Consider the following 13,193-nt stretch of genomic DNA (forward strand, 5'->3'; position numbering starts at 1 on the left):
GGCCAAGGTCCCTCACCTAGCGAGACTCAAACGTCTCGTATGGCTCCGCCTACGATACGTAATTCGCTTCGCTTGCTGGATCACGGCTAACGATCACTTTCAAGCTCCACTCCTGCTCACTAGGAGAAATAGCAGGAAAATTTTTAATACTAGTTTTATTTAAAGCCTGAAAATAATGCTAATTCTATTTTATAAGGAATAAAAAAACAATCAATCCAGCAGCTTCCACGGAGAAATCAGTGAAGCTGCTGGATTTTTATTTTGGCTATAAATTATGAAGGAAATTAGGATTTCTTGCTTCTGAAACTCAATAAGCTACCTAGCGTAATCAAACTGAGGCCGAGTCCAGCTAGGGTATTGGCGCCTGTTTGAGGGAGTTTGGACTGGGTAGAGTTTGCTTTATTAGCTTTGGCTGCTTTAGTTGACTGATGCTTAGAATGAGAGCTTGTTTGGCTTGAATCTGAGCTTGCACTAGTCGAATTTTGGACAGGCTGAAGCTGACATTTTTCGGAGGCTTTCACTCCATGTTTAGCTTTAGAATGTATAGTCTCAATGACCGGCTCTTGACCATCTTTGTTCAGATTTGGAGTCACAGGATTAGAAGCTTGATTCTCAGTTTTTACTGGAGAAGGACTAGGCTTTCTAGTAGGGTCTGAGCTAGGCTGACCTGGTAGGGGAGTGATGGGTTTAGGTTGCGACTTAACCGCTACAGCCCAAACAAAGATAGGGTTGGAGTAGAACCATAAGTCGCTATAGTTTCGATCGTTGACTTCGTTCAGGTGGGCAGCCATGCGTTCAACATAGGAAGCATCCAATTCACCCTCCTCTTTTTGAGGCTTGGTCAAATGGTAGTCGGGGAGTGGATTCCCTTCAGCATCCGTTTCACCGGGCACGTTCAAGCCATGGTTGGTCCCACGCAGCCGGTAGTAGCGGTCTTGGTCTACCTGGATGGGAAGAGTAACTGTATAGAAGCCCTCTGTATCTTTCTTACCAAATTGGTCGCGGGTGATGCGATAGATGACCTCAGTGCTTGGATTAGTCGCCTGGGTGACGTCAGCGTTTGGCCCTAGGATGCGTCCAGAAATGACATCGATGTGGTCTAAGTGGGGCTGGTTGCTTAGCTTGGACTGGTGGTCAGGGCTAATGGGCTGGTAATTGTTAAAGTCGCCCTCTCTAAAACGGATGACAAGTTTAGCATCCTGACCCTTGATAGCATTTAGGTCACCACCCATATCAGCAATTTTGTTGCCCTGCTCAATGGTAAAATCGAGTCCCGTGATGAGGTCACCATAAACACTGAAGGATTGACCAGCCCGCATGCCATCGGCGACATCTTCGAAAGTATCGCCCTCTACATAAGTATAGGTGCGTGAATACTCGCTTGGCCAGTAGCCCGAACTATAGATGCGGTTATCGCTGACCTTAAAGTGGAAGTCCGAATTAGCGAAATTATAGAGATGACGTCCTTCTCCTAGAAGAGCGTCCCATACCCCACCAACTTCGGCAATCATCTTATCAGCACCGCCTAGGGTATAACCATTCGGGAGTTCTGCCCGGTCATAGCCTAGCTGGTTACCCGGCATGCCTTCAAGACCGATAAAGACATCGGGTGCGGTATCATGCATCTTGCGCAGGTGTTCAATTCGCACTTCGCCCTTCCCCTCAGCATGGCGGGAAGGGTGGTTGGCGATTACAATAGATTTCGGATAATTCTCTTGCAGCCAGTGGAGTCCTTTGAAGGTGTTATTGATATCTGCCTTCTCATTTTGGCGTTCACCGAATTTGTCTCGCTCATTGTCATTAAAGATCTCAGTAGGCGTGTCATAGGCAAACTTCCACTCAAATTCTTGAATGGCTTCAATCGGCACGCGGTTGGTCCCAGCTTCAATGATACCTACAGTGCCGTGGTCGAACTGGAACATATCCCATTCAAAACCTGAATAGAAGATCTTACCCTTATATGTGCCCTGTTCTTTAAGTTGGTTAAATTGGTCAACCTGCTGTTCAATGACCTTGTACTGTGGTGTGACTTCTTCCTGACCCTGAGGATTCCGGGAAGACTTGCGCAGGTGATCCGCCACCATTAAATAATCAAAACCGCTATTGTGGTCAAGCGTCGCCTGACCCGCACTAGGAATCTGGTCCACATCTTCTCGATAGGCTGCATTTAAAATATTCTCAAATTCATTATAAGAAGCATTCGCATCATTGGAAGAAGTGGTGTGGACATGGACTTCCCCACTGGTCCAGCGCCCCTGGCTCGGAATAGCTGGATCGTCTATGATCTGACCAGCTGCTTGCGTAGAAGAAACAGGTAGACTGCTAGGTTCGGTCTCGGGGCTAAGAGTGCTTGTTGGTTGGCTTTCACTCGAATTCGGGTTCGTGGAAAGCTCAGATGCTTGGACCACATTAGCAGCGACGAAGATTGCTCCAGAAGCCATCAAGGATAAGAGAAAGCGGCTAGACTTGGTGCAGAAAATTTTGGGCGTATGCATGGCTGACCTCCTCGTAAAATATAAGTGTGGTATTCTAATTCAAATATAGCAGAGGCGTGTTGAGATTGGGTTAAGATTGTGTGTGGAATGTGTAAAGGGGGAATTAGTTTGGATTGGAATGCTAAAGTACTTGCTAGGACAAGAGATTTCACCTTTGAATGTCTAATGCTATAATAAAATAAATTCATTTGGAGGGAGAGGGCTATGAAGCGACACGATATTCTCAAAAGTCTTGAGCGCAAAAGAGATAATCATGAATATTTAATTGGTGCTTCAGTGGGATCAGGGTTAACCGCTAAGAATGCAGAAGAGAGTGATGTCGATTTTTTGCTTATTTTAAGCTCAGGAATTTACCGTCAAAGAGGTGTTAGTTCTTACGGAGCCTACTTGTCTTCATCTAATAGTAACGAGGAGGTTCTAAAGCTCTACCAGCATGAAATTTGGCCACGCAACTTGGCAAGTCCATTGATATTAGGCCTATTTGCTAGTGATCCAACGATTGATCTGGACCAGTACATGGATGATCTAATAGATGGAGGAGTCGCAGGTATCACGAATTATCCTACGGTCACTTTAATTGATGGTCGTTTTCGTTCAGCCTTAGAGAGTCGGGAGTTAGGCTTCATGACCGAGGTCAAGTTATTAGAAGCAGCCAAAAAGAAAGGCCTTTTTACCGTGGCCTTTGTCCATACTCTTGAAGAAGCGCTGACTATGCAGAAAATTAGCCCTGATATCCTATGCTTGCATCTTGGATTGACAACTGGAGGCTCTCTAGGTGCCAAGAAGATATCTTCATTACAATCTACCCATCGTTTCGTCTTAAATACTTTCAAACGTATCAACAAACAAAGCAATCAATTTTTTATGATATACGGTGGACCAATTGATAATGCGCCAGATACTCATTTTATTTTTAATAATAATCCTTACGTGGATGGATATATTGGGGGATCAGTCTTTGAACGGATACCTTCTGAACATAGTTTTAAGTATCTAGTGAATGAATTTCGTAATGAAGAGACCCGTAATTATTTAATGAATCTAACAGATGATACGATGGAACCATCGGACTATATCCGCTTTATAAAGAGCTTTATTGATGAGCATTACGCATCGGAGATTTCCTTATCTGAATTAGCTGATTTGTTGCATTTATCTACTGCTTATCTCTCACGCTTATTTAAGAAGGAGATTGGAATAAGTTTTACGGAATATGTAGTTAATTATCGATTGAATTTGAGTAAAAAATTACTCCGCCGCTCGGTTCTCCCCCTTAAAGAAGTAGCACAACAAGTCGGTTACCCTAACTACAGTCATTTTAGTAAACTGTTTAAAAAATATTACGGGCAATCACCAAGTTTTTATCGTAAGTCATATAAAGACAAGGACTAGTTATCTAAAGACATGTATAATTGATTTTGTAAACGGTATCATAGCCTTGTAAGTTATCGATAACTAATAATTTATGAGGTGACAATTATGGATAAAACAGTTGCCATTGTTGGAACTTTTGACACAAAAGCACGCGAATTTAGTTTTGTAAAAGAAGAATTTGAAGTACTAGGCTTAAAGACCTATTTGATTCATATTGGTGTTTTTGAATCAGAATTAGAAGTTGAGGTGAATAATAAAGAGATTGCACGAGCAGTCAATGAAGATATTGAACAAATAGCAAAAGATAGAAACCGAGCTAAAGCAACCAAAGTTCTTAGTCAAGGACTGGAAAAAATTCTTCCGCAACTCTATCAAGAAGGAAAATTTGATGGTGTAATTGCCCTTGGAGGATCTGGCGGTTCTTCCATTGCTACAGCGGGTATGCGTCAACTACCAATTGGTGTTCCTAAAGTGATGGTATCTACAATGGCTAGCGGAAATGTTAGTCAATATGTAGGGACTAGTGATATTGTGATGTTTCCTTCAATTGTTGATGTTGAGGGCTTGAATGACATTTCAAGGCATATCTTCTCAAATGCGATTCATGCCACGGTTGGTATGTTAAGTTATGACTACAAAGCGAAAAAGGATAATAAACCGCTGATTGCTGCTAGTATGTTTGGCTTGACCACACCAGCTATTAAATATGCTGAAAAAGAACTTGAATTAAGAGGTTATGAGACGATTGTTTTCCATGCGACAGGTAGCGGCGGGCGAACAATGGAGCGTTTGATTTCTGAAAATTATTTCGATGGCGTTCTTGACTTGACAACAACCGAATGGTGTGATGAAGTCGTAGGCGGCGTTTTGAATGCAGGTCCCCACCGCTTAGAAGCAGCCGTTTCCAAGAAAGTACCTCAAGTCGTATCTCTAGGGGCTCTGGATATGGTCAACTTTGGACCCAAGGAAACTGTACCTAAAGAATTTTCAAATCGTTTATTCTATGAACATAATCCGACAGTAACTCTGATGCGAGTGACCAAAGAAGAGGCTAAGGATATTGCTGGAATAATCGCTCAGAAACTTAAAAGTGCAGGCAAGGAAACGAGCATTCTATTTCCTAAAAAAGGTTTCTCAGGGCTAGATGAAGTAGGTAAGGAATTTTATAATCCTGAAGTTGATCAACTAGTCATGGATACAATAAAGGAAGAACTGTCTGGAACAGATGTTGCGATTATAGAAAAAGACTTGCATATTAATGATGAAGCATTTGCTAAATCTGCCGTAGATGAACTCATTAAAAATATAGAAAAGGAAGGTAAATACTCATGACACAATCAAGAGGAGTTTTATTAAAACAATTTAAACAACAAGTTGAAGAGGGGCATGTCTTACTGGGAGTCGGTGCAGGAACAGGGATTACTGCTAAGAGCAGTGAAGCTGGTGGAGCAGATCTCCTCATTATCTATAACTCAGGCCGTTACCGTATGGCCGGCCGAGGCTCATTAGCTGGTCTATTGGCTTACGGTGATGCTAATGCAATTGTCCAAGAAATGGGACATGAAGTTCTCCCAGTAGTGAAGAATACTCCAGTGTTAGCTGGCGTTAACGGAACTGACCCTTTCCGTGTAATGGATGTTTTCCTGAAAGAATTGAAAGCTCAAGGCTTCGCCGGAGTGCAGAATTTCCCAACGGTCGGCTTAATCGATGGCACCTTCCGTCAAAACTTAGAAGAGACTGGAATGGGTTATGATCTAGAAGTTGAAATGATTCGAAAAGCTCATGAACTGGATATGCTAACGACGCCTTACGTATTTGATGCTGACCAGGCTAAACAAATGACAGAGGCTGGAGCAGATCTCTTGGTCGCTCATATGGGCTTGACGACGAAAGGTAATATCGGAGCTCAAACGGCTCTTACACTCGATGATTGTGTTGAGCGAATTCAAGAAATTGTGAATGCCGGCCGATCAGTCAATCCAGATATTTTAGTCATTTGTCATGGTGGTCCAATTGCAGAACCAAATGATGCTAAGTATATTATCGATCGTGTAGATGGTATTGTTGGTTTCTTTGGAGCTTCAAGTATCGAACGCTTAGCTTCAGAACGAAGCATTAAAGCTCAAACAGAAGCTTTTAAACAAATTAACCAATAACAATAATGTGGATTTATCAAGACGCCTCGAGACAGTTGAATAAACTGCTCCAAGGCGTTTTTTATTTTATTAATAGGTACCTCATAGAATTGAAAGCGTTTTAAAATAGTTGGCGTTTTCAAAAAATCTTCCTAAAGTATAATAAGTATGAAAGGTTTAGGAGGGGATGAGATGTGAATCAATCTGAAAAACTCATCGAACTAATTTTAGATAATAGGCATTTAACTTATAGTGATTTGTCCAGAGAATTAAATCTTTCGCGATATAAAGTAAGCAGTCTAATTGATGATGTTAATCAACAATTCAAGGAGAAAGGCTATGATATTCAAATTGAAATGATTCCCTACCAGGGAGCCCAAATTAAGGGAGAATTGTCAAAAATAGTAAATTCACAATGGAGTGAAACTAGTGACTATCAAGTGAATGAGAAGCGTAAATTAGAAACACTAGCAATGTTATTAAATGCTGAAGAGGAGTTAACAATTCAATACCTTTCTGATCAGTTATTTGTTAGTCGCACCACCTTTGAGCGCTTACTTCAAGAAGTTAGAGATGAGTTAGCTGAATATGATATCGAAATTATAGGAAATGCGCGGGGCTTAAAAATTGATTGTAATGAAAAAGGAAAGAGGCAATTATTATCAACATTAATCAATTCTTACAAAAATAAAATTGTAGCAAAATCAAATCCAAAAAATCATTTGGATCTGTCTCTTCGCATATCGAAAGCTGCTGAAGACTTAGTCAATTTAGAAACTGTGGATAGAGTTTGCAAACTTATCAATGAATTTACTGTTGAAACTAGTTTATATTTGGGGGAATTTGAATTCTCTTCCTTAGTCATTCACACAAGTATTGCAGTTGAAAGAATGTTAAAAAAATTTTTGGTTTCAAATATAAATAGTAAGGAACCATTAGAGCATAATACTATAATATTAAAAACTAAGGTTGAAAATGAATTTGGCCTTGAGATGCCAGATGAAGAACAATACTATTTGAATTTACATATTAAAATGATTCAGCAAAATAATGTTAATCAAATTAACTATCCAAAAAAAGATGATATACGAGCAAATAATAGTGACTTGCAGCAAAAAATTTACCAAGATCTTAGGACGATTAACCCTGATGCTGAATTACTCAGAGATTTAGAAATTCATTTACAAACAGCAGTTAATCGTATAAAAAACCATATGAGTATTCGAAATCCGTACTTAAATCAAATTAAAGAGAAATATTTTTATGCTTTTGAACTAAGCGAGGAACTTGTACGCCATTTATTCAAGTCAAAGGATTTCTCATTTACAGAGGATGAAATTGCATATGTAGCCATTCATATTCAGGCATTTTTTGAACGTAAAAAGCAAAGCTTAACAAATGATGTACTTATTGTATGTGGAAGTGGTCTAGGAACTGCTAAATTATTAGAGCAGCAGTTAAAAAATAAATTTGGCCATCAAATTAATATTATCGATACAGTTGGTTTAACACAATACCAGCAAAATAATTATAAGAATGTAACGATTATATCAACCATTCCTATTAATGAAACAAATACTCCAATCATTAATGTAAAGCCAATTATGGATGGTAACGATTTTAAACGTATTTCTCGTTATTTGAATGAACCTAGTGAAGGTACTGTGAGATTTATTGATTTAATAGATTCAGATTTATTTATAACTTCATCTACCGAGTTAGATACACAAGAATCTGTTATCGCTAAGCTTATTTCTAAAGCTGAAGAGAAAGAATTCATTTCAGCAGACTTTAAAACAAGTGTGTTAAATCGTGAAAAATTATCTTCCACAGCCATAGGAAGAATTGCAATGCCGCACGGTGATTACCATTATGTCAAGCAATCAGCTGTAATGGTTTATAAGAATGAATCAGGAATTAAATGGGATAAAGATAAAGTATATATAGTATTTATGTTTATGGTTAATCAAGAAATAAAAGAACATTTATCACAAATCTATTCTGATTTTAATGCTCTAATCTCTTCAGAATCAACTGTCAACAATCTTATCAAATCTCAAAGCTACAAGGAATTCAAGACAATTATTAGAGAGGAGCTAGGGTAGTGAGTAATATAACCATAGAAATAACAAAAGAAAATATAATTTATGATTTAGTAGCTACAGAACCATCGGATGTTATTGAATCTTTAAGTAAATGTTTATTGGAATCACATAATATTAGTAATTTAGATGAATTCATTGAAAGCGTATGGAAACGAGAAAAAGAAATCCCGACAAATATAGGAAAAGGAATTGCTATTCCTCATGGTAAGAGCAGAACGGTTAAATCGTCTTCAATTGCTATGGCCCGTTTGAAATATCCTGTTTCTTGGTCTCAGGAGGATGAAGAACCAGTGCAATATGTTTTTTTACTAGCTATTAAAGATGGAGACGAAAAAGATGAACATTTGAGACAGTTAGCTTACCTGTCTACTAAATTAATGGATGATTCTTATGTTGAAGCTTTAAAACAAGCAGAAAATCTAGATGAATTAACTATAAGTTTGAATCAGCGTTAATTATAAGGAGTGAGATTATATGTCGAAAAAGATTCATATTATACCTCATACACACTGGGATAGAGAATGGTATTTCAACACATCACGATCGACAGTTTATCTTTTAAAACATGTTAAAGAAGTGATGGATGTTCTGGAGGAAGATAAAGAGTATACGGCCTATATTTTAGATGCACAGAGCTCTTTGGCGGAAGATTATTTAGACTATCATCCAGAAGATATTGATAGATTTAAAAAATTAGTAACTGATAAAAGGCTCTATATAGGACCTTGGTATACACAAACCGACCAGTTAGTTGTTAGCCAGGAATCAATTGTTAGAAACTTATTGTATGGTCAAAGATTAGCAAAAAGTTTAGGCCATTCTATGCAAATTGGTTATGTGCCAGATGCCTTTGGTCAAGGAGGCAATATGCCACAAATTTACCAAAGTTTTGGAATTACAGATGTTGTTTTTTGGCGAGGTATTGCAGATACAAGTTTTAAAGACACTCAATTTAAGTGGCAAGGTGACGATGGTAGCATAGTAATAGCTAACAACTTCAGACATGGCTATAATTTCGGAGGTGAATTTGGAGTACCAGAAAAAGAGGAGGATATGCTAGACTATTTAAATCGTTTCCAAAAAGTTGTTGCCGAGGAGTCAAATACTAATGTTGTATATGCTCCCTATGGCCATGATCAAGCTCCAATTCGTGAAAATTTACCGCAATTAGTTAAAAGAATGAACCAGGTTGATTCTTCTAATCAGTATGTGATGGGAGATCCTGAGAATTTCTTTAAAGAATTAAATGAAAAAGAAGAGGAGTTAACAACCTGGACGGGTGAATTGACTCAGGGGAAACATAGTCGAATTCATAAGACAATCTTCTCAACTCGCGCCGATTTAAAGCAACTAAATAATGAAACTGAAAATTACTTGGTAAATGTATTGGAGCCAGTTCTATTAATAAGTCAAAAATTAGGAATGGAATACCCACATGGGGTTGTGGAGAAGATTTGGAAGCAATTATTTAAAAATGCTGCTCACGACAGTATTGGTGGATGCAATAGCGATTGGACCAACCGTGATGTTGAGTATCGTTATAAAGTAGCTAACGATTTAGCATCTAATTTATTGGAACGAACTATGCGAACAATTTCCAATCGAATAAGATCAGATGAGCAAATTTTACTAACAGTTTTCAATCCATTTCCAGAAAAATATACAGGAATGGTTGAAGTCGAAGCCTATATGCCTAGTCTCAATTTTCAATTAAAAGATTTAAGAACTAATAAAACTGTTCCAATTGTAATTGAGAAAAGTGTAGACCTAACGGATTATGTACTTAATCAAACGATTAAAATTGACTCAAGTCAGCCAATCTTTATTCCAGAAAAAGTATATAAAGTTAAATTTAAAGTTTATTTTACGGATCTTAATGGCCTGGGGTACAACTCTTATGCTATAGAGAGTAAAAATACAATTGACTCGAATCGGTATGAATTGATAGAAGATGATCTAAAGATTGAAAATGATAATTATGTAGTAACTTTACAAGATAATAATGCCATCAGTATTTTAGATAAACAAACAGGGAAAACTTATAAAGATCAAATGATATTTGTTGATCAAGGGGATGATGGAGATTCATATAACTATTCTCCACCACGCCAAGATCATAGAATTGATTCTACTCAAGCTACGCGTATAAAAGTTCAAAAATATCAATCTGAAATCAATGAGGCGTTAATCATCCAATTGCAAGTAGAGCTACCTTATGATCTTGAGGAGCGGGCGAAGAAAGAAAACTCGGTTACAGTTCCTCTCACAGTAAGAATTGATCTCGAAAAAGACAGTCAAATTATTAAATTTAAAGTTGATGTGGACAATCAAATATTGAGTCATAAATTTGCTGTTGAGTTTAAGACTGGCATTCCTTCAGAATATTCCTATGCTGATCAGTTATTCGGCCCTGTTCAACGTAAAGTTCATCTGCCAGAATTGGCTATATGGGAAGAAGAAGAGTGGGATGAAATGCCCATATCAATTGAACCCATGCAAAGCTATTGTGCTTTAAGTCAAGATAAGGAGACTTTTTCAGTAATAACTGGAGGAGTTCGGGAATACGAAGTTGTGGGTGATGCAGACGATACCCTAAAATTGACCCTATTTAGAACTTTTAGTCATATGGGGAAGGAAGATCTCTTGTATCGTCCTGGACGTGCTTCAGGTGAATCGATTGTTGAAACACCAGATGCTCAATTATTAGGGAAGATAAGTTGTGAATTTGCAGTTCATATCAACGGCAGTCAAAATATTGAAGCTATGAATTTATCACGTCTTTCTAAAGATTATTTAACGCATATTCCTAGTTATGAACGTGCAGACTTCTTAAATGGACGGATGATATTTAGTCAAAAACGAGAAGAAAAACTCTACGAGATTTCTGACTCCTTTATGGAAGTTGATATGGAAGATTTAGGCGTATCATGCTTAAAAGGCGATATAAATAATAAAGGTCAAAGTGTTCTAAGGGTATTTAATCCTTATCTGAAAAGAACGGTAGACTTACCTGATGAATTACTTGAATGGACTCCCGTGAAATTAGATGAAACGAATCAAGAAGAATATGTAAAAGAATTGAATAAAAATAAATTTATTACTTTAATAAAGTAAAGGAACGAGGTAATCAAAATGAAAATAGTTGCAGTAACAGCCTGTATCGCCGGTTTAGCACATACCTATATGGCAAAAGCCAATCTAGAAAAATTTGCAGAAGCAGCAGGTCATCAGATTAAGGTTGAAACACAAGGTGCGATGGGTCTCGAAAACAAAATCTCAGCAGAAGAAGTTACTGAAGCTGATGTTGTCATTTTCTCTGTCGATACCAATGTAACAGAACGTGATCGATTTGAAGGAAAAGAGATACTAGAAGTATCAACTAAAGAAACAATTCGTGATGGCGAAGCAGTTATAAAGAAAGCTGAAGAACTTATAAAATAGGAGGAAAAGATCATGGCAGATCGAAAGTTTGGAAAGGATATCGTTAAGCACTTTCAAAGTGGTGTATCTTATATTATTCCTTTAGTAACCGCAGCTGGTTTATTAACTTCATTAGCTGTTATCTTTGGTGGGCAAGAAGTATGGGATCAAACTGATACTTTCTGGGGAGTCGTTCGACTTATTGGGCAGTCAGGTTTGCAATTCATTGTTCCAATGATTTCGGCATATATTGCATATAGTGTAGCTGATCGTCCTGGTTTAGCTCCAGGTTTCATTACAGGTATTGTGGCAAATGAAATGGGAACCGGTTTCCTTGGTGGGATGATTACGGGCCTGGCAGTTGGATATTTTGTTCAGTTACTTAAGAAAGTTAAAGTTCCAATGAATCTAGCTTCGCTTAAGTCAATTATCTTTATTCCATTTGTTGCAACAGCAGTTGTTGGTATCTTAATGTGGTATGTTGTAGGTCCACCAATTACAGCCCTGACTAATTTATTAACATCATGGTTAAATGGTATGCAGGGAACAAATGCTGTAATATTATCAGCACTGTTAGGAGCTATGATGGCTGTAGATATGGGTGGCCCAATTAATAAGATTGCCTATGCTTTTGGTACAGCAGCATTTACATCAGGGTCGTATGTAGCAAGTACAGCCATGTTAATCGGTATAGGCTTACCTAATTTTGGGATGTGGCTAGCTACTGTACTAAATAAAAAATTATATACAGAAGCCGAACGAGATAATGGTAAGTCTGCTTTAATCATGGGGATTATCGGTATTACTGAAGGAACGATTCCTTTTGCAGTTGCTGATCCAACGCGAGTTATTCCAAGTATTGTTGTCGGAACGGCGGTAGGTGCAGGATTGAACGGTTTCTTTGGTGGAACACACCAAACGATGATGTCTACTTTTATGGCAATCCCATTCGTAGATAACATGATTACGTATGTTATTTCTATTTTGATTGGTGGTTTAGTAACAGCTTTGATGGTTAATTTCTTAAAGAGCAGAAAGAAAGAGAAAATTGAAGAGTAGAGTAAGTAGATAGTAGCAACGATATTAAAAAGCTCATTGGCATTTTAGATTATCTTCGCCTGCAAGGCTCAAGTGATGAAAGAGATGTCAATTGGCTTTTTTGAGTAAATTCTTACATTATTAGGAATTAGGAGTTAAATCGTACTATTCAGGGGTGAATAAACAATTATAGATCTTCTTGTGTTAATATAATTTTAAAAAATAACACTAAAGGAGAAATATTATGGATTATCCCAAAAAAGAATTAGCTATGTTATCAATTACAGCTCTAACTAGCTTGTATTTAACAAATACAGAAAGTGTTCACGCAAGTGAAACTATCACTCCAGCTTTTTCTTTATCTACCACAAATTCTATCTCATCAACATTAGAAATACCTTACCAAATTATTTATCATGAAGATGCTAGTTTAGAAAAAGGACAAGAAGTTGTTATTGTTCAGGGAGTCCTAGGTCTAAAAGACGAATTAGGACGTATTATTAAGTCACCAATTAATAAGGTGGTTATTTTAGGTACAAAAGAAACGAAACAGCCTATTGATGATGCTAATATAATTAATCCACCGGTAAATAATGATCCAAAAGGTAAAGATGATACGCCAACGT

General features: G+C 37.7%; 10 protein-coding genes. 9 read left to right on the plus strand and 1 reads right to left on the minus strand.

Going from position 1 to position 13,193, the window contains the following annotated elements:
• Positions 1-284: 284 nt before the first annotated feature.
• Entirely contained in the window at positions 285-2,495 is a 2,211-nt protein-coding gene (locus tag HMPREF2626_RS03265; protein WP_070617363.1) for an LPXTG cell wall anchor domain-containing protein, read from the minus strand.
• Between the two features lie 204 nt (positions 2,496-2,699).
• Between HMPREF2626_RS03265 and HMPREF2626_RS03270 the strand changes: the two genes are divergently transcribed.
• The 9 genes from HMPREF2626_RS03270 to HMPREF2626_RS03310 form a co-directional block, all read left to right on the plus strand.
• A complete protein-coding gene (locus HMPREF2626_RS03270; protein ID WP_070617366.1) occupies positions 2,700-3,887 on the plus strand; it encodes a phosphoenolpyruvate hydrolase family protein in 1,188 nt (395 codons plus the stop codon).
• Positions 3,888-3,974: 87 nt separating this feature from the next.
• The gene (locus HMPREF2626_RS03275; RefSeq protein ID WP_070617369.1) at positions 3,975-5,201 is read left to right on the plus strand and encodes a Tm-1-like ATP-binding domain-containing protein; all 1,227 of its coding nucleotides are present in this window, start codon (positions 3,975-3,977) and stop codon (positions 5,199-5,201) included.
• Positions 5,198-6,025, plus strand: coding sequence for a phosphoenolpyruvate hydrolase family protein (locus tag HMPREF2626_RS03280; protein ID WP_070617372.1), 828 nt, complete (start codon positions 5,198-5,200; stop codon positions 6,023-6,025). Before HMPREF2626_RS03275 ends, HMPREF2626_RS03280 begins: the two co-directional genes overlap by 4 nt.
• Positions 6,026-6,198: 173 nt before the next feature.
• Positions 6,199-8,109, plus strand: a complete 1,911-nt coding sequence (locus HMPREF2626_RS03285) for a BglG family transcription antiterminator (RefSeq protein ID WP_070617376.1) — start codon at positions 6,199-6,201, stop codon at positions 8,107-8,109.
• Positions 8,109-8,564 (plus strand): PTS sugar transporter subunit IIA, encoded by a 456-nt coding sequence (locus HMPREF2626_RS03290; RefSeq protein WP_083294320.1) that lies wholly within the window; start codon positions 8,109-8,111, stop codon positions 8,562-8,564. The genes HMPREF2626_RS03285 and HMPREF2626_RS03290 overlap by 1 nt, the downstream gene beginning before the upstream one ends.
• A 19-nt stretch (positions 8,565-8,583) precedes the next feature.
• Positions 8,584-11,223, plus strand: coding sequence for a glycoside hydrolase family 38 N-terminal domain-containing protein (locus HMPREF2626_RS03295; protein WP_070617379.1), 2,640 nt, complete (start codon positions 8,584-8,586; stop codon positions 11,221-11,223).
• An 18-nt stretch (positions 11,224-11,241) separates the two neighbouring features.
• Positions 11,242-11,550, plus strand: a complete 309-nt coding sequence (locus HMPREF2626_RS03300) for a PTS fructose transporter subunit IIB (RefSeq protein ID WP_070617383.1) — start codon at positions 11,242-11,244, stop codon at positions 11,548-11,550.
• A gap of 12 nt (positions 11,551-11,562) precedes the next feature.
• Positions 11,563-12,588, plus strand: a complete 1,026-nt coding sequence (locus tag HMPREF2626_RS03305) for a PTS fructose transporter subunit IIC (protein WP_070617386.1) — start codon at positions 11,563-11,565, stop codon at positions 12,586-12,588.
• Positions 12,589-12,811: 223 nt separating this feature from the next.
• A partial coding sequence (locus HMPREF2626_RS03310; protein WP_141744573.1) for a G5 domain-containing protein occupies positions 12,812-13,193 on the plus strand: 382 nt, incomplete at its 3' end.

It is taken from the genome of Aerococcus sp. HMSC062A02, from assembly GCF_001809535.1.
Lineage (GTDB): Bacteria > Bacillota > Bacilli > Lactobacillales > Aerococcaceae > Aerococcus.

Coding starts and splice junctions, on each gene's coding strand:
- HMPREF2626_RS03300 (WP_070617383.1), top strand. CDS start 11,242: ATGAAAATAGTTGCAGTAACAGCCTGTATCGCCGGTTTAGCACATACC.
- HMPREF2626_RS03275 (WP_070617369.1), top strand. CDS start 3,975: ATGGATAAAACAGTTGCCATTGTTGGAACTTTTGACACAAAAGCACGC.
- HMPREF2626_RS03270 (WP_070617366.1), top strand. CDS start 2,700: ATGAAGCGACACGATATTCTCAAAAGTCTTGAGCGCAAAAGAGATAAT.
- HMPREF2626_RS03305 (WP_070617386.1), top strand. CDS start 11,563: ATGGCAGATCGAAAGTTTGGAAAGGATATCGTTAAGCACTTTCAAAGT.
- HMPREF2626_RS03295 (WP_070617379.1), top strand. CDS start 8,584: ATGTCGAAAAAGATTCATATTATACCTCATACACACTGGGATAGAGAA.
- HMPREF2626_RS03280 (WP_070617372.1), top strand. CDS start 5,198: ATGACACAATCAAGAGGAGTTTTATTAAAACAATTTAAACAACAAGTT.
- HMPREF2626_RS03265 (WP_070617363.1), bottom strand. CDS start 2,495: ATGCATACGCCCAAAATTTTCTGCACCAAGTCTAGCCGCTTTCTCTTA.